Annotated in this window: 11 protein-coding genes and 1 riboswitch; of the genes, 9 read left to right on the top strand and 2 right to left on the bottom strand. The window is 38.0% G+C overall.

From position 1 onward, the window contains the following. Positions 1–197 precede the first annotated feature (197 nt). The 6 genes from ACFQ4X_RS13905 (at position 198) to ACFQ4X_RS13880 (ending at position 11,810) form a co-directional block, all read left to right on the top strand. Positions 198–578 (top strand): hypothetical protein, encoded by a 381-nt coding sequence (locus ACFQ4X_RS13905; protein WP_379836045.1) that lies wholly within the window; start codon positions 198–200, stop codon positions 576–578. Between the two features lie 276 nt (positions 579–854). Next, positions 855–942: riboswitch (cyclic di-GMP riboswitch) on the top strand. A gap of 102 nt (positions 943–1,044) precedes the next feature. Beyond that, positions 1,045–9,432, top strand: a complete 8,388-nt coding sequence (locus ACFQ4X_RS13900) for an RHS repeat-associated core domain-containing protein (RefSeq protein WP_379836043.1) — start codon at positions 1,045–1,047, stop codon at positions 9,430–9,432. Beyond that, complete coding sequence (locus ACFQ4X_RS13895; RefSeq protein ID WP_379836041.1) at positions 9,429–9,992, top strand: imm11 family protein; 564 nt, start codon at positions 9,429–9,431, stop codon at positions 9,990–9,992. The genes ACFQ4X_RS13900 and ACFQ4X_RS13895 overlap by 4 nt, the downstream gene beginning before the upstream one ends. A 381-nt stretch (positions 9,993–10,373) precedes the next feature. Then, on the top strand, positions 10,374–10,799 hold the full coding sequence (locus ACFQ4X_RS13890; protein ID WP_379836039.1) for a hypothetical protein: 426 nt from the start codon (positions 10,374–10,376) through the stop codon (positions 10,797–10,799). Between the two features lie 129 nt (positions 10,800–10,928). Beyond that, positions 10,929–11,171 carry a DUF2584 family protein gene (locus tag ACFQ4X_RS13885; protein ID WP_379836037.1) on the top strand — a complete coding sequence of 81 codons (243 nt, stop codon included), beginning with the start codon at positions 10,929–10,931 and terminating at the stop codon, positions 11,169–11,171. 129 nt (positions 11,172–11,300) lie between these two features. Continuing rightward, positions 11,301–11,810, top strand: coding sequence for a VanZ family protein (locus tag ACFQ4X_RS13880; RefSeq protein WP_379836035.1), 510 nt, complete (start codon positions 11,301–11,303; stop codon positions 11,808–11,810). Between the two features lie 37 nt (positions 11,811–11,847). Here the strand turns inward: ACFQ4X_RS13880 and ACFQ4X_RS13875 are convergent, their stop codons facing one another. Further along, the gene (locus ACFQ4X_RS13875) at positions 11,848–12,735 is read right to left on the bottom strand and encodes a copper amine oxidase N-terminal domain-containing protein (protein ID WP_379836033.1); all 888 of its coding nucleotides are present in this window, start codon (positions 12,733–12,735) and stop codon (positions 11,848–11,850) included. 125 nt (positions 12,736–12,860) lie between these two features. Beyond that, positions 12,861–13,598, bottom strand: a complete 738-nt coding sequence (locus ACFQ4X_RS13870; RefSeq protein ID WP_379836031.1) for a C39 family peptidase — start codon at positions 13,596–13,598, stop codon at positions 12,861–12,863. Between the two features lie 240 nt (positions 13,599–13,838). Here ACFQ4X_RS13870 and ACFQ4X_RS13865 point away from each other — a divergent pair, with 240 nt between their 5' ends. The 3 genes from ACFQ4X_RS13865 to ACFQ4X_RS13855 all read left to right on the top strand — a co-directional run bounded on the left by ACFQ4X_RS13865 (position 13,839) and on the right by ACFQ4X_RS13855 (position 18,034). Beyond that, entirely contained in the window at positions 13,839–15,806 is a 1,968-nt protein-coding gene (locus tag ACFQ4X_RS13865) for an LTA synthase family protein (RefSeq protein WP_379836029.1), read from the top strand. A gap of 251 nt (positions 15,807–16,057) precedes the next feature. After that, the gene (locus ACFQ4X_RS13860; RefSeq protein ID WP_379836027.1) at positions 16,058–16,354 is read left to right on the top strand and encodes a hypothetical protein; all 297 of its coding nucleotides are present in this window, start codon (positions 16,058–16,060) and stop codon (positions 16,352–16,354) included. Between the two features lie 252 nt (positions 16,355–16,606). Beyond that, positions 16,607–18,034, top strand: a complete 1,428-nt coding sequence (locus ACFQ4X_RS13855; RefSeq protein ID WP_379836025.1) for an N-acetylmuramoyl-L-alanine amidase — start codon at positions 16,607–16,609, stop codon at positions 18,032–18,034. Positions 18,035–18,340: the final 306 nt, after the last annotated feature.

The raw sequence follows: 18,340 nt of genomic DNA, 5'->3' as shown, positions 1-18,340 counted from the left end.
ACCAGGAAAGGACACGGTTCAAGCCGTGTTCCTCTCCTGGTGGTTTTTTTATTCCCTTTTGTGTCTTTAAAGAGGAGTCGACGGAAACAGAGCGAAGTATAAGTAATATCTTTATGTAGCGAAAGCATGTAAACTGTAAGGAATTCATTCAATAATAAATAGAACGCAACTACAATAAAACGGAGGTGTGTGTTACCATGAATTTATTCTCATCAATAACGGAAGAGAGTTTTTCCTATCTTATAAGTGATTATGGATTTTCTGAACCGGTTGCTACAGATGGGAGTTGGAAGACAACCTTCTTGTATGTAAACGACCAGATTGGAATTGAAATCGAACTGAATTATAGAGATATGGATACATTTGTTTTTATGAGTAAGTTAGTCAATGGAGAGCTTTCTCAAAATGATATTCCTGTCCGTAGGCAGTTAGAAGAAATTATTAAAATTGAACCATCAAAGAGCAACGGGGACAGTACAACAATTGAACAATTTGAAAAAGGAATAGCCAAAAAATCAATTTTATTAAAAAACAATATCGGAGAGATTTTAAATACTCCTGAAAAATTATTTGCTTAAAAAGATAACCACTGAAGGTTATCTTTTTTTGTTAAGAATTTATAGAAAAAAAGAACCATAGTAAAAATAATATACCCATAAAAAGAAGTACTCCTAAAAAAACTCCCATTACATACGTTCCACTGCGTTTTCTAAAATCCAATGTAAATATACACGAAAAAAGACCTATATATAAGATAGGTAAAATGAATTGTTTTTCCTAAAACATAAAAAATATGTAAAACTTTGTAATAATTTGTAGTATGGTATAAAAGAATCATGACTATTAAACTATATTCCGTATAATGGCAAACTCGTTGAAAGACGGGGACGCAAAGCCACAGGTCTAAAGCAGTGCAACTGCTATGACGGCTGGGTTGCCGTAGATCCATACTACTAGATATTAACTTCCTTTGTTTACCGGATCACTCGAATTTTTCAGAGTGCTTTTTTGTCTTTTTACGGTTAACGAGGGGAGTTTTTTGTTTTGGAAAAAAGAGTAACCAACAGTATAATTGCACTCATTCTATTAATCACAAGCGTTTTAGCTTATCCTATGCAGGCTATTGCCGCTAAACAGGATTACACAAACGATTTTTATTCCAATCCTGATAATCTGCTTAGCTTATTGCCGCAAACAGACACACATCAACCAATGGCAAATCCGGCGCAGGGCACCATGCCGCAGCTGCCGAACACATCACCTGAAAGTCCGGACAGCCATGTGTCACCTCGCAAGGAAACGAATTTGCTTCCTCCTTCAAGTGACAATCAGGATCCACCTGTAAATGAAGAAACTGGGTTACTGGAACTGTCTGAAACGGACATCCTCGTACCGGGAGAGGGTTTGTTATTTAACATTCAGCGAGATTACAAGAGTAATAACGATAAAGTCGGTCCGTTCGGTAAAGGTTGGCAGACGAAGCTAGACTCCAAACTGCAAATGTACGCGGAGTTTGCCATGGGTGAATTTCGTATGGATGGCACGACACTCAACTACGAATTTGTAAAAGATGACCCAGATGCTTTTGTAACGAACTATGATGGGGATAAGATGACCAACTACGAGCTGCACAAGGGTCAATATAAATCTGGAGAAAACGGCGATACCCTCACTCGTAACAGCCAGTACGATTACGTAGTCGAATCAAAAGATGGCAGGAAGATTACGTATTATGGCTATTTTGCACCGTGGCGTGAAGATCAGCCGGTTAAAGCAGGTAAAATGACGAGGGAAATGGATCATTACGGAAATTCTCTCACATACTCCTACAACGGAAACGGACGCGTTAATCGCATCACTGACGATAAAGGTCGTTCCATCCAGATTCATTGGAATGGCAGTTTAATAGACGAACTTATTAATCCTTTAAATGAAAAATACGCTTTTACATACGACTCAAAAAAGCGTTTAACAACGATAGATTATCCTGGTAATAAAAAGATTACATATTCATATGACGGCAAGGGAAGAATCTCAGGCATCACGAACGGGGAAAACGAGAAAACCTCTTTCACCTATGACAGCAAAGACCGTGTAACTTCTGTAAAAGATCCGGATAACAAAACCATTTATACGTATGACTATACATCGAACAGCAGTGGGAAACTGACAAAAACCGAGAAGTTCAACGCATTAGATGAAAAGTGGGTCTATGAGATCAGCGGCGAAAAAGCAGTTAAGATCATCGACCCGAAAAAGCAAGTAACAAGCTTTACTTACAACAACGAAAAGAAAATAACGAAAGCGGTAAGTGCGAACGGAACGGAAAGTTACACGTATGACAGCAAAGACCGCTTAAAAACACATACAGACCGGTTCGGCATAGTAACGACATACAGCTACAATGCCCAATGGAACAAGCCTGTATCAATCACGACTTCAACTGGCCAATCCATCACATATAGCTATGACAACAATGGAAACATGACTGAGAAGAACGAAAATGGAATCATCTCTACATACGGATATGATGCAAAAGGTCGAATGCTATGGACTAAAGATGCAAACGGAAAAGCAATGACGTTTGTTTATGACAGCTACGGCAATTTAGAACAGGTGACAAACGGAAAGTCGGAAACCACTCAATACCAGTTTAATATACTTGGGGAGCTGCAAAACGTTCGCAATCCAGATGGTTCACGTGAATTTTACAAGTATGATCCCGATGGAAACCTTTTAGAAATAAAAGATGAAAAAGATAAAACCATTAAATATACCTATGATAAAGCAGGAAGAGTCTTAACCCTTACAAACAAAGAGGGACAAATAACAACGCACGAATACTACAACAATGGAAAACTGAAAAAAATCATTAATCCTGCAGCAAAAGTCATTCAATATCAATACGACAATGCAGGTAGAATGAAAGATATTATTTCACCTGGAGGACAAAAGGATTCATTCCAATGGGATGAGTTAGGACGCTTAGAAGAGCACACAAATATCAAAGGAAAAACTTCTTATACGTATGGAAAGTATGGGGCAGATACGGTTTCATCACCAGCAGGTACATTGAAATACTCGTACAACGCTAAAGGAAAGGTGACGTCTGTAAAAGATGAACTGGACCGCATAACATCATACGAGTACAACAACCAGCAACAGATAAAGAAAATTACGGATCCTATAGGAAGAACACAGACCTATGAATACGATGATGCAAGCAGATTAACGAAGGAAACGTCTTTTACAGGTCAGTCTATCAGCTATGCTTACAACAAACTGGGGCTTTTAGCGACCAAAACATACGAAGATAAGACTTCAGAAAAATATGAATATGATGCCGCAAAACAATTAATTAAGAAAACGCTTCGTAACGGAAGTGCAGAAGAATACACCTATCACGCCGGCGGGCATCTAGCAACGGTTAAGAACGCTATTGGTGAAATTACATACTACAGCTACGACACATATGGAAATGTAACAGACGTTAAGGACACAGCAGGCGGGGTAACCAAATACACATACAATACGTTAGGTGAGGTAACATCCGTAACGAATCCGCTTAATCATAAAACACTGTATGAATATGATGCCCTTGGCCGAGTTAAAGAAGTGAGTGGACCAGAGGAAACTGTCCAAACATTTAAATACGATGATTTAAATAGACTGACAGAAGCCGTTGATGCGATGGGATACAAACATAAATGGTCCTATAATGCTGAAGAAAATAAGACTGTATATATCCGTCCTGATGATACAAAACTTTATTACACGTACAACGAACGCGGTCAATTAACTTCCTTCAAAAATGCTGAAGGGGAAACGGTTCAATATAAGTTTGATAAAGTTGGCCGTCCGATCGAAGTCATCGATGCTTTGAAACAAAAAACAACGATAGCTTATAACTATCTAGATCAAGTTACAAAAGAAACAATGCCAAACGGAGCGGTTACGAAGTATCAGTATGATCAATTGGGCCGCTTTAAAAAAACAATTAACCCATTAGATCAAGTAACGGAAATGACTTACTATGCAAATGGAAAAATAAAATCAACAAAAGATATCTACGGAGTAACCACATTTAATTATGATGAATTAGGACAAGTGGTGGCCGTTATCAATCCGCTTAAACAGGTAACCAAGTGGTCGTACGACGCTCTCGGACGTATGGATAAAGCAACAGATCCAGATAACGGGGTGACAGAATATGAATATAACTCACTTGGAAAAGTAAGCAGCATTAAGCTTCCAAATAGTGCAATTCAAAAAATGCAATATGATGCATTAGGACGTCTGACAAATCAGATTGATGCTTTAAACCATGAAACAAAGTATAGGTACAATTCACTTGGTCATTTGACAGAAGTTACAAATGCATTGGGTCACAAAACACTTATGGAGTATGACTTAAACGGTAAACTCTTAAAGGTTGCTGATCCATCCAAACACGAAACAAGGTATGAATATGATAAGCTCGGCAACCTTAAAAAAACGATCAATGCTCTTAATCAATCAACTTCTTACTCTTACGACAAAGCGGGCAGGTTAACGAAGATGGTTGCTCCGAACAAGGCCATGACATCGTACAAATATGATGAACTAGGTCGTGTCGTGAAAATTACCGATCCAATGGAAGGTGTAACGGAGCAGGTATATGACAAAGCAGGCAATATAAAAGAAGTTGTGGATCCGATGGGGAAAAGTACGTTTTATACGTATGACCCACTTAACCGTGTACTTTCCAAGAAAGATAGGAGAGGTGAAACAACGAGCTATTCTTATTTAGACGATAAAAAAATGATGGAAATCAAAGATGCTACTGGTGCTGTCGCGAAGCAGAGATTTAACGCATTAAAACAAGTGACAGATCTAATCGATCCACTTGGACACGAAACGACCTATATATATGACAACTTAAATCGTGTCATTCAAGTAAAAGATGCATTAGGGCATACAGAAAAGATGGATTATGATGCCGTTAGCAATTTGACGGTGTATACAGATAAAAATGGCAACAAAACCGAGTATGATTATGACCTTGCAGGAAATCAGATCTCGATGAAAAATGCTGCTGGCGGAGAAACAAAGTATGGGTATGATGCATTAAATCGTATTATTCAACAGACGAATCCTGACGGCGGAAACCTTACATACAACTACAATGCAAGTGGCTTTTTAACATCGCAAAAAGATGCAGAAGGTGGATCCTGGTCATACACGTACGATGCATTGGGACGTAATATCGAAGCAATCGACCCCATTCAACGCAAAACGAAGTACGCATATGACAATGCCGGAAATATTGCTTCGATGACCGATCCTGCAGGTGGAGTTACATTTTTTGAGTACGACTTATTATCAAGAGTTACAAAAAGAACGAATTCAGAAGCCGAATCATTGAAGTACGACTATAACAGAGTAGGTCATCTTCTTAAGGTAACTGATCCGTTAAACAATCAAACAAGCTACAAGTACGATGCGGAAGGAAATCTGTTAAGCGAGACTAATCCGTTAAATCAAATGATCTCTTACACGTATGATGAAATTGGTCGTCCTGTAGAACAAACCGATCAAAAAGGTTTTTCCACTAAATGGTCATATGACAAAGTTGGTAATATGACGGCTATAGAAAATAAAGCAGGCGACAAGACTCACTATAAATACGATGCTGTAGGACGTGTAATCGAGGAAAAGTCACCAAAAGGGAATGTTACTTCTTTTCAATATGATAAAGTTGGGAACTTGACTGAGGAAAAGGATCCAAAAGGCAATGCGACAACATATCATTACAATCCACTCAATTTGCTAAAACAAGTTCAAGACTCGCTTGGTAGCATCACGGCGTACGAATATAACCCTACAGGGCAGCTTTTAAAGCAGACGGATGCTAATGGAAACAGCAGAAGCTGGGCTTATAACAAGAACGGGCAACCAACAAAAGAAATAAATGCATTAGGACTTGAGACTGCTTTTACGTATGATGCAGCAGGACAAATCATCGAGCAGATGTCACCCAATGGAACGACAAACGGATTTACGTATACTCCAAACGGCCAAGTTTCCATGATTAACTATGGAGATGAACTGCATTCTTTTGCATATGATAAGGCTGGCCGTGTTACAGAAGCAAAAACACCAGCTTCCCATGAAAAATATACGTATGACCCGCTTGGAAGAATCACTGCACAACAAAACGTGACGATGGACAAATCTTTATCGTTCGATTACGACTCTGTGGGTAATATGCTTTCTGTAACCAACAGTGAAGACCGTACAACCAAGTACACTTATGATGAACGTAACCAAATGGTTAGTGTTATGGACCCGGAAGAAAATACTACGACCTTTGAGTATGACGAAATAGGTCGTGAAAATCTTAGGAAAATGGGGAACGGCAATCAAATTACACGTTCATATGATAAAGACGGTAATCTTAGCAAAATATCAAACATTAATACTGAGGGCATCTTTTCTTCTTTCGCTTATGAATACGATAAAAATGGAAACAAAATAGAACAAATTGAGGAAGATGGAGCAAAAACGACTTATAGCTACGATAAGCTGAACCGTTTGCTTGAAGTTTTGTATCCGGAGGAAAAGATCAGAAGTTTAAAACAGGAACCAGATACACCTGAAGATGGAAGAAATGAAGGGAATAATGAAGAAAAACCTTCTGCAAAAAGTAATAAAGATAAGAAAAGTGACGAAACCGGCAACGTCATGATTGCTTCAAATGGTAATGGAAACAACGGTAATGGCGGAGGCAATGGAAACGAAGAAGGCGAGACCGGCAATGGTCAAGGTAACGGAAACGAAGAAGGCGAGACCGGAAATAGCTCAGGTGGCGGAAACGAAGAAGACGAAACCAGCAATGGTGGAGGAAACGGAAATGGTGAAGATAACGGAAACCAGGGCGGTAACGGTAATGGTGATGGCACCGGAAACGAGGCTGGTAACGGAAACAACGGAGGCAACGGCAACCAAGGTGATAATAGCAATGGCAATGGTGAAGGAAATGGAAACGGCAATAACAATGGTAACGGGAACGATAGAGGGAATGGGAACAATGAAGATAAGGGGAACGGAAAGGGGAAAAATGATAAGCCTCCTTTAACTTGTGAACCAGACGGGACTCTTAATCTGGACCTTGACTTCACGGTAACAGATGACCAGCCGGATTATCTTGTCGAACCAAGCAGTAAGGTTCAATACTCATATGACGCAGTTGGAAACCGTCTTTTAATGAAAACGGACAGCGGTGAACACAACTATTCTTATAATGCGATTAATCAATTAATCTCTGAAAACGATAAGCAATATAAGTATGATAAAAACGGTAACCTGATTAGCCGTACAACCGGTGAAGGAACAGTAGATTTCACTTACAACAACGCGAATCAGTTAACGCTCGCAGAATTTGAGGACGCCAGCTACGCCAGCTACTCCTATGATGCTTTTGGAAGACGTATCTACCGGGAAGAAATGTCATGGAAAGATTTTGATGGTATCGGTAAAGGTAAAGAAAAGGGCAACAATGGAAACGGAAACAACGGCAAAGGAGAAGAAAAGAAAAACGAAAATGCCAATAACAACAACGGAAAAGGCAATGGGAAGGCGAACTGCAACAATCTTTCCGACACAGGCAATGGTAAAGGTCCTTTTAACAACCCAGGAAAAGGTAAAAAAATTGGTTTATATAAGCAGTATGGGGAAAACGGCAAGGACCATGTCTACCATAAGGAAACGACCTATCTGTATGAAGGTTTGTCTAATAACCTGCATAAAGAGTACAGTGAATCTGGCTCTCCTTATGCGGAGTACTACAATGGACCGAACGGCCAGCTTACTTCGCGGAAGATGTTCGGGATTCACGGACTGTCCAATCCGTCACATGATCCAAACTTAAAGACAACAGGTGGCTTATTGTACTATCAGTACGATGGGCAGCGTGCTGTATCCGAAACGACCGACCGTCATGGCGACATCATCGAGCGTTACAGATATGATGCATTTGGAGGCATTTTTACAGGTATTACGTCACCATACAACCATCATGGCTACACAGGAATGCGTTATGAAGGGAAAACAGGGCTCATTGACATGAATGCCCGTTGGTACGACCCGAACGCAGGTCGTTTTATGAGTGAAGACACGTATCCGGGTGAATTGAACAACCCGCAATCCTTAAACCGCTATGCCTATGTTATGAACAACCCAATGAACATGTGGGATCCGACAGGGCATGTTGCGGAGTATGTGGATGGTGGATCATACGGACCAGGTCTATTACCGAGCTGGGTACGAAATTACGAGAGTCATAGTGAAGAAGAAACAGTTAACGGAACTTTATATGCTCATATATGGACACCAACTCAGCCAAGCCCTATTTATATCCCGGGCACTCCTGAGTTAATAGATGTAGAAGACAATAAAACTTTTTACCGGCATTATCTGCGTAGCCAAGATACGACTATGTGGCATTATGAATACACAAAATGGCGTGATGCTGGAGATGGAATTGCTAAAATAGCCGATGGTCCGAATGCGATCACTTTTAGTGAGACCATCACGAAAGAAGGTTACATCGATATTTCGGCAAAGGATATCGCTAAGGTGAATCAAGATTACATTGCAGGTCTTGAGATGCCACCTAATTCGGTCATAAAAGTCGAGCAGCGAATGAACGGTAAAACGCTGACAAAAGAGCTGTTAAACAGCCACTTATCAAAGCATGAAGGCAAACAGTCTACCGGTGATCCAAAAAACCTTTTTGCTTCTATACCATTTACCATGAAAGGCTTGCATATGGTACTGGATGTCGCGGGTCTAACGCCGATTGGCCCAATTGCGGATGCCGTAAACTCCTTGATTTATCTTGTCGAGGGGGATTGGAAGAATGCGGGGCTTTCTGTTCTGGCAGCAATCCCAATCATCGGTGATGTGTTAGGTGGCGGAAAACTTGCCGTTAAGTATGGTGATGACGCTCTTCAAGTCATCGAGTATTTAAGAGGATACTTGAGACAAAATGGCCTGTATAATAAATTAGAAGACGTCTATCAATCCGTCACTATGATTCCAGGAGTTAAGAAAAAAAATGTGGATGAGATTGCGGATGCTGGTAAGGGTAATAGTAAACCTTTGCAAAATCATCACTATGCAACAAATAAAAGCAAGAAATATACTCCACAAATAGAGAGTATTACAAAAAAATACAATTTAGACTTAGATGATGCATGGAACAAAGAGTATCTCCCACATCAAGGAAGACACCCTAATGCTTATCATGATTATGTAGTGGATAATCTAAGGACATTTGATAATCTAGCTAAAGGAGATAGAGATAAATTCCTTAAGATGTTTGAAGGTTTGAAATCTGAAATAAGAAATAACCCAGATATGCTTTATAAAGATTATTGGAGGTTAAAATGAGATATTTTAAATTATTATTAGATGACAGCAATGATAATGATGTTGTCTGTTATTGTAATAATACTCATGGTTTCGAACAATATGAATTAAGTGAAGGAAAATATATTCACGACTGGAATAAAGACATTGCTTTTTTATATAATCCATCAGAAGGAGATAGATTAACCGATTATTTAGCTAATAATCTCGGATGGTTAATTGTATCAACAAGATTTAAGGATGTATTATGTGAGTTAAATGTGTGCGGAGTACAGTATTTACCTGTAAAAGTAATTAACTCTGCGGATAATACGACATTAAATAACTATTACGTAGCCAACGTTATTAACGTAGTTGATGCAATAAATTTAAATTATTCGGATTATAGCGTCATTAATTTGGATGATGAGAAAATATACTCTATAAGAAAATACGCACTAAGTAAAAACGACATAAAAATGAACCATTTATTCAAATTAAAAGGCTTTGAGATACCTTTATTTGCTTCTGAGTCTGTGAAAGAGTTAGTCACAAAGAATAATATTAAAGGATGCGATTTTCTTGAAGTTAAGGTAATCTAAAATTTTTGAACCTTAGAGTAATAAATAAACTCTAAGGTTTTTTTTGTAAGCAATAGGTGGGAGGGAGTGCTTTTTTATTCAGAAAACAGTTATAAGGCCTCCCTATAGGATGTTTTAACAAATAATTATAGTAACGTACAAAATAGGTGATTTTTGAAGCTTCTGTCACATCTTGAGCTGCTCTTGTTATATGGGATTCGTATGCTATTCGCTCTAAAAAACACGTTTATTAATTAGTTTAAATGGCCAAAGTGTAAAGGTTTTATAGCTTTTTCAATTAAAAGTGCAATAAAGGGTTCCAATTTTCTAAAAAATATTGTAAAATAATTTGAAAATTAGGTTTCGTTTTTACGGAATTGGGGAAGGAGAGTATATTTGGGGATGAAACATATTACATCAGGGTTTGGATTTTCGTTTATCTTCTTAGCGGCACTATTTGCATTAGGACTGTATCAAACAGTGATGGTATGGGGGAATATTAATTTGGTCATCGACCGAATTCTAGGACTAACTTCAACTTCATTTATTTCTTCCATACTCCTATTCTGGTCGATTACAAGTGCGTTTTGGATCTTAAGCTTAAAAGTTTTAGACATCGCACACAAGACTAAATTGTACAATACGAAAAACGCTATGTTTGGAATGTTGTTCTTGTTCTTTGCGATCCCGTTTGGCATCAGTGCACAAGTGTACCATGTATTAAACATGAATGCTGGGGTAACAACCATCACAACATCATTGTTCATCATGACAATTCTATCTTTCATCGTTGGATTCGTATTTAAATTTAGAAAAACAGCACGATAAAACAACCATAGCCTGCAGTTGAAGCCACACGGTTCGCTGCAGGCTTTTTTATTTTTAACAAATATTAGACGAACGATGCAGCTTCTTTTAAAATAGAATTAAGAAACCAAAAGCAAGGAGTGTTTCATAATGAACATGCCTTTTACGATGCATACATGTATATTGACAGACGGTAATGAAAAAAGAATCGAAGGAAACACGTTCAAACTTGAGATTGAAGGTTACCATCTATACGTACTAAACAACCTTCAAACCGTGCAAAAAACGGAAAAATCACAGCCTGCAGGAAAAGCGAAAGTAACTGAAATCACTTGGAAAAATAACAAAACACAGCTTACATACGAATTAGTAGATCTGCATAATGTAAATTAAATAAGCATGTTTGAAGGTATCAGTTAAATCGAACTGATGCCTTTTTTATGTAAATGTGCAGGTCTTATTCAGAAACAAATGGTTATGCTGTATAATGAACCATTACGAAGTGTAAAGGAGTTTTATGATTTGAGATTGTATAAATTCTATCAATGGATTCCCGTTCTATTGATTGTTATAGGTGTATTTTATTCATCCTCCCAGCCATATCAAAAGCAAGACGTTCGGCCAGAGATCGGCAAATATGTGGATTTGGAAAAAGTAGAACGAAATTTCAGTGACGTCAAGCTTAATTATGCTGGTTCAGAAGTGAGTGTAGAAGCGAGGGGACCAGCGAGCTTTATAGAATTCTTTATTCGTAAAGGTGCTCACTTTACCGTTTTCTTCGCACTCGGATTCTTTACTTTTCGGGCTATACGATTAAACGGTAGTAATACGTTCAAAACAGCAATCATCTCTTTAATTTTAGTAGCCAGCTATGCCGCTTTTGATGAGACTCATCAAAACTTCACGGAAAACAGGACACCGCATGTGGAAGATGTCATGATTGATATCACAGGCGGAGCGACCGCAATACTTCTTGCAAGTTTAATCTACCGTAATAGACCCATTAAAAAAGCCAGCTTTCGGAATGTGTAAATCATCCGATAGCTGGTTTCTTATCGATTAAATCGTATTAAATATTTTCATCTGAGATCCAAGCTTTTAATGTGATAAATTCAACTTTACCTTCAGCATCTGTTAATATTTCATACATATAAATTCCTTCGTAATACGCGTATATTGTTTCCCCTTGATTTACTCCTCCATAAATGTTTTCAGCAGGTCCAAGTGCATCCAATACTTCATCTATTGTTATGGTGGTAAGTGTAGGCTTTACATGAATGGCTTGAAAGCCGTTCTCATAATACCCAAAGTCATACCAGTAATTACCGTAAATCCATTTTTGAGTGACTCCTTTTTCCGGAACGTCAACGAAGAATGTTTTAGGTGAACCAGCTAAATCTAATAAAGGACCAGGACCAGCATTCAATCCGACTGGAGATTCAGGGAACCGTCCTTCTCTTAATGTAACCAGCATTTCTTTCGTAAGCTGCTCTTCTTTAAATGCACGTTGTTCAATAAATTCACCAGTTTTATGAATATGAATTAAATGTAGCGAATGGTTATATTCGACCTTATATCCAGATGCTTCTGCAATAAAACGAAGCGGTACGAAAGTGTAATTCTTGTGAATGAAAGGAGCCGCTTCTAATGCAACGGGTTTTCCATTTACGTAAGCAGTCTTACTTCCGATTTTTAGCTTAATCGTCGTATTATCTTTTTTTCCTGTAACAGTTTGAGTTCTTTGATCCCAAGAGAGTTTTATTTGTGCTTGTTCAAAGATCGGTCTCATCTCAACAAAAGTTCTGTCGTTCTTAAGTATAGGGGACGTATTAAAATATAATTCCCCTTCGTTCATGTAAACCTTAATTCGGCTGGAGTCTGCTGCAATAGTAGTAGATGAAAACATACTGATAATAAAAACGAATGTAATGATTAGTGCAAAATACTTTTTCAACATTTTTTCCCCTCTCTCTATTTAATTCAAAAGTAAGACGAAGGAAAGATTTGTAAGGTTTCATATTTTACAATAAAATTTTTAAATCATGTAAAAGGGGGACAGACCCGGGTCTGTCCCCCTACAATTCATTCGTATGTGATCGCTTGCGACCCCATCTGTACCCACGCTGCTTCAAACCCAGTTCTCTCTGCTTTTGTCGCCACTCCAAGCGGGTCATTAAAGTACACATATTTTTCATCAAATCCAGTTACGACAACCGAATGTTCATTCCATGTAATCTTTACTTTGCCACTTGGCGTGTTCCATGTTCGAAACTCAGATTCAGGGAGCTTCTTATATTTTGCGTTGATGATGATCCAAACTGGCATCCCCTTTGACAATGGTTTAATGATAGCATCCTTAAAGGATTTACCGCTTAAATCAAGAGTTTTTCCAGGTATATACTCTTCGGCTAGGTCTGCTATAGGCCCGTGATACACACCATAGCCCATCTTTTCAAAAGTATAAATGTCACCGACAAACCCATCATTCGGGTTGCCGTAATAATATTTTCCGTTCTCGTTCTTATATGGTGTAGTAACTTTCTTCACTTTTTCAGCAAGCTCCATCTTATCCACTTCAACACCCGCATATTTAAGTATCATAGCGAGTGATGTGACTTCGCATCCACGATCAAGTTCAGGTTTTTGCATAATCAATGGAACACCTGAAATCATTACTTTACTTTTCGCTTTTGCCACTTTCATGGTAACTTGTGAGTTTTGTTTTTGTTGCTCGGCTTTTCCGGCATTTTTTTGTTCATAAGCGCCATAACCAATTCCCAACAGAAATACTGCCAATAATAATAGAAGGATTTTTTTCATCTAGTTTTTGTTTCTCCTTATCTGTATTTCTTGTTTTAGCGTACTATAATCACAATTTTATTGGAAACGGGTACAGCTTCATCCCCACAAAAAGGTACAAATGACAGAACATTTTATAGATAGAACTTTGGAAATATAGGGAATATGTTGGATAACATTGAATTTTGAGTACAAAAATAGTAGCATTTACATAATGTTAATAATTCTGTAATAAAAGTAATTTTGAATAAGGGGGCTAAGATGAAAAAACAAATTAAGCCATTAGGTCTATCTCTCCTAATATATAGTGCATTTGTAATTCTCATCGGCTGGAAGTTAACGTGGTTTTCAAACCAGTCCGAAACTTTATTTTCTCAATATGGCATTTTCGAGATGTTTAAACGTTTGTTTAACTTTTTTATATATGAAGCTTCATTTTCACCGCTGAGGGAGGGCATACTTCTCGTTTCATTCGGTGCTATCATTTTAGTTTCATTTTGGACGATTTTCTTAAAGTTTAGGCAACAGTTGATTGCATTACTGATCTTGGATTTCGTTCTTTCTTTTATTATCTTAGCAGATGCGATTTATTTCAGATATTTCGAAGACTTGATTTCAAGTGCTGTATTATTACAGATCAAACAAATGAGTTCTCTTGGAAGCTCAGTTGGAGATTTGTTTAGCTGGAAAGACTTCTTGCTTTTCGCGGATGTCCTTCTATTTACGGCCATATTAATCGTATTCTTTAAAAAGCTAACTCTGAAAAAGAACGCAAATCCAGCAATACGCCTAGCTACAGGATTACTAGCAGGTGCCGCCGGGGCATGGCTGTTCTTCTATCCGCTTCATGATTTTGTACAAAAAGGCGGGGCATACCTGTTTGATAAAACGTTATCGAGTATGCGTGTATATGAAGTGACCGGATTATTAGGTTTTCACGGTTTTGATACATACAAATATTTAGATGAGTATGTATTAAATAAGAAGGAAGTAAGCGCTAAAGACAGAAAAGATGCGAAGCAATGGTTCGACGATAAAAACAATGAGCAAGCAGTCCAAACCTCATACCAAGGAAAAGCGGCTGGCAAAAACCTAATTATGATTCAACTTGAAGCATATCAGAGCTTCGTCATCGATAAAAAGGTGAACGGTCAGGAAATCACACCGAACTTAAATAAGCTAAAAAGAGAATCGCTGTACTTTAACGATATTCATCATCAAACGGCGAGCGGAAGAACGTCTGACGCGGAATTTGCAGCAAATACATCGCTCTATCCATTAGCGACAGGATCGGCATATGTACGATTCCCGCGTAACGAATATGATTCATTGCCGTACATTTTTAAAGAAAATGGCTACGATACAGAGGCTTTCCATGCGTACAAACCAGGCTTCTGGAATCGTTATATTGTGTACCCGAACCTTGGATTTAACGAGTTTCATAGTATAGAAGATTTTGATGAAGGAGAACAGGTTGGATGGGCAATTGGGGATGAGGCATTCCTTACTCAATCTGCTGATAAAATGCAGGAAATGAAAAATCCGTTCTATTCCTTCCTAATCGCGTTAACGTCCCACTATCCATATACGATGCCTGAAAAATATCAAACATTGGATATCGATGATATGGGGGATATAAACCTGCGAAATTATCTGCAATCCGTTCACTATGTTGATCAGGCGGTTGGGACATTCATAGAAAAGCTGAAGAAAGATGGTCTGTGGGAAAATTCCGTTGTCGTTTTCTATGGGGATCATGACACTGGTTATATGCAGTCGAAAACACCTTCTACCATTTTTGCCAATGAAGCAGGAGATCAACTCGGCGAATTAGAAGTGAAAGACGGCATTCCACTGTTCATGCATGTCCCAGGTTTAGATGGAAAAGAGATCGATAAAGCAGGCGGCCAAATTGATATTATGCCTACGTTGCTGCACTTATTTGGACTGGAAAAAGAGAACTACCACCACTTAGGGACGAACTTGCTGGATGGAAAAGAAGGTTTTGTCATTTTCCGTTATGGCTCTGTAAAAACAGACAGTCTTTTTTACAAGAGTTCGTACGATTTAAAACTGGGGAACGGAACGTGTTATGACATTAACACGCGTAAGTCGGTTGCGATTGACACGTGTAAACCACTTTATGATAAAAGTGTAGAGCATTTAAGTATTTCTGATGATGTGATCTTTGGGAACTTAATTGAAAATTGGAATCAAATGAAAAAATAATTACAAGGCTTTGGACGAGGGGTCCAGAGCTTTTTTGTTTGTTTTTCTAAAATAAAGTAAATATCAGCGTCTGTAATCCGATAAAAGATATATTCGTACTTAAAACAGGCGCTGTTGTTGGACATTTTCGCTAATGATAAATAAGTATTATTCACAGTATTAGTAATTGTTGTATAATAATGTTATGAATACATAAAAAATCTTGAATAAGTCATACATCGAAGATTATAAGGACCAGGGAGGCAATACATATGAAAGATAAAATTGGAGTTAAGTTTACTTATTATCGTATGGGCATAACCATATCCAGAATGACAGATCTTGAAGATATAGAAGAGGTTATAAATCAAGGGTTGGAAATCGTAGCAATGGATTGTATTAAAGAAATAGGTGATGCAACGGGAATGGATTTTAACAAGCTGTCTCATCCTTACTCTGCTACTAGATTTTGTTTCTTTTCGGAGTTGAGTTTTGACATGAACGAGGAAACATTGATCGAAGGAAAACAAATCAAAGTATTAAACCGTTTAGAAAATGCCGTTAGTTAAATAACAGTTAATATTTACATAATGAGAAAAAGGACATAAATTTTGTCCTTTTTCTTTTTTTACCTAAAAATAGACAAAATTTGACCGATATTCTATCTGAACATAGTTTTTGGTCTGCCAAATATATACACAATAATATATTTATCTACAATATAACTGTAAAAAATTACAAAATTAGTTCAAACTATTTATATACCCCTTTGGTAGGTACTGTTAAACTATAAATATATTACAAAATTAGGGGGGATTTGGATGGTTTGCAAGAAAATTGTCACTGTTTGTCTTTTGTTTATGGTGGCGACTTTATGCATATCATCGCCAGAATCGGTTTCAGCTACATCTTTTCCTGATGTGCCAAATAGTCATCGAGCTTATAATGAAATCATGTATTTGGCTAACCAGAATATTGTAGCTGGAAATCCGGATGGTAGGTTCAAACCTGAAGATTATGTAACACGAGCAGAAGCTGCTACTATGATCGGTCGTGCCCTTAAGTTGCAGGGAGGACAACGAGTAACGGAATACGTCGATGTTCCAAAAGCATTTTATGCCTCAGGATACATACAGGATATGAGCAACACTAACATTCTGGCGGGTTATGGTAATGGGTACTTTGGTGTAAGTGACAAACTTACACGTGAACAGATGGCATTAATCATTACGAGAGCTTGGAACTTTCCAGAAACAAGCGGTGTCACATTCTCAGATGTTAACGTGAGTTCACAGTCTTATATTCCTATTAACAAACTGGCAACTGCTGGAGTAGTGAGCGGTTATCCAGACGGTAAGTTTGGACCAAAAGATTTCATTAAACGAGCAGACTTTGCTCTAATGCTTGCCAGAACACTAAATCCAAATTACCGTAAAAATCCGTCTGAATTAAAGCCAATCGGTCAGGCAACGGTTATAGCCGACTTTTTAAATGTGAGAACTGCTCCTGAGGCGAATGCGACTCGTATTAGTGCATTTGCCTATGGTACGACTGTTAACGTATACAGCAAACTATCAAATGGTTGGGCTTATGTTGGAACAAGTAGTTTAAAAGGGTTTGTTCATGGAGCATATTTGAAGTATCCATCAACCATTCCGACGGTTCCTTCTGATTTGGCAAATCCTCTTAAAGGAAAAATCATCGTTGTAGATGCTGGACACGGTGACACAGATCCAGGTGCAAGTGGGTATGGAATGAAGGAGAAAGATATTACATTGATTACAGCGAAGCACCTTCGCGATGCTTTAGAAGCAGCTGGTGCAACTGTTATTATGACCCGTGAAACAGATATTTTTCATGAATTAGAGAAACGTGTTTCAATCGCAAAGATGGCTAATGGTCAAGCGTTTGTTTCCATTCACACGAATTCCTTCAATGGATCAGGTCATGGAACAGAAACCTATTATAATGAAGATAATGTGATGAGTACGGATAATAAGAAGTTAGCTACTTATATTCAAAACCGTATGATGGTTCCAGAGTTAGATATGAGAGATCGTGGTGTAAAAGAAGCGAATTTCTATGTGATCAAGTATCAAAACAAGATGGCAAGTACATTGGTGGAACTTGGTTTTATTGATAACAAGTCAGATGCTTCAAAACTAGCATCAGACACATGGCGCAAAAAAGCTGCTTACCAGATCCACCTCGGCATCAAAGACTACTTCCAGTACTTACAGAACAAATAAAAGGGTCTGACCCCAGACAAATACAAAACTATCAAAAATCCACGTCAGGCGGACAAATTGCCTAATGTGGATTTTTTGGACCGCTTCATGGCCTTTACAGAATTAATGAATTAAAATTTTTAATAAAGTTTTCAATTAAGTCCCCATAACAGGGAAACTTCTGTTATTGGGGACTTTTTCTTATTCGACAAAACTTTGTAAATAATGCTATTGATTTGTTTCTTAATAAGCCCGATAGTAAGAGCATGGGGTCAGTCCCCAAACAATTTCTGTTTTTCTTTCATTTACTTCTCTAGGGGGATTCAT

This window comes from Fictibacillus halophilus (genome assembly GCF_042680145.1).
Classification (GTDB): Bacteria; Bacillota; Bacilli; order Bacillales; family Fictibacillaceae; genus Fictibacillus; species Fictibacillus halophilus_A.
The sequence above is the reverse complement of the archived record's forward strand: the minus strand, read 5'-3'. Positions and strand labels throughout refer to the sequence as shown.

Coding starts and splice junctions, on each gene's coding strand:
- ACFQ4X_RS13905 (WP_379836045.1), top strand. CDS start 198: ATGAATTTATTCTCATCAATAACGGAAGAGAGTTTTTCCTATCTTATA.
- ACFQ4X_RS13895 (WP_379836041.1), top strand. CDS start 9,429: ATGAGATATTTTAAATTATTATTAGATGACAGCAATGATAATGATGTT.
- ACFQ4X_RS13890 (WP_379836039.1), top strand. CDS start 10,374: ATGAAACATATTACATCAGGGTTTGGATTTTCGTTTATCTTCTTAGCG.
- ACFQ4X_RS13885 (WP_379836037.1), top strand. CDS start 10,929: ATGAACATGCCTTTTACGATGCATACATGTATATTGACAGACGGTAAT.
- ACFQ4X_RS13875 (WP_379836033.1), bottom strand. CDS start 12,735: ATGTTGAAAAAGTATTTTGCACTAATCATTACATTCGTTTTTATTATC.
- ACFQ4X_RS13870 (WP_379836031.1), bottom strand. CDS start 13,598: ATGAAAAAAATCCTTCTATTATTATTGGCAGTATTTCTGTTGGGAATT.
- ACFQ4X_RS13865 (WP_379836029.1), top strand. CDS start 13,839: ATGAAAAAACAAATTAAGCCATTAGGTCTATCTCTCCTAATATATAGT.
- ACFQ4X_RS13860 (WP_379836027.1), top strand. CDS start 16,058: ATGAAAGATAAAATTGGAGTTAAGTTTACTTATTATCGTATGGGCATA.
- ACFQ4X_RS13855 (WP_379836025.1), top strand. CDS start 16,607: ATGGTTTGCAAGAAAATTGTCACTGTTTGTCTTTTGTTTATGGTGGCG.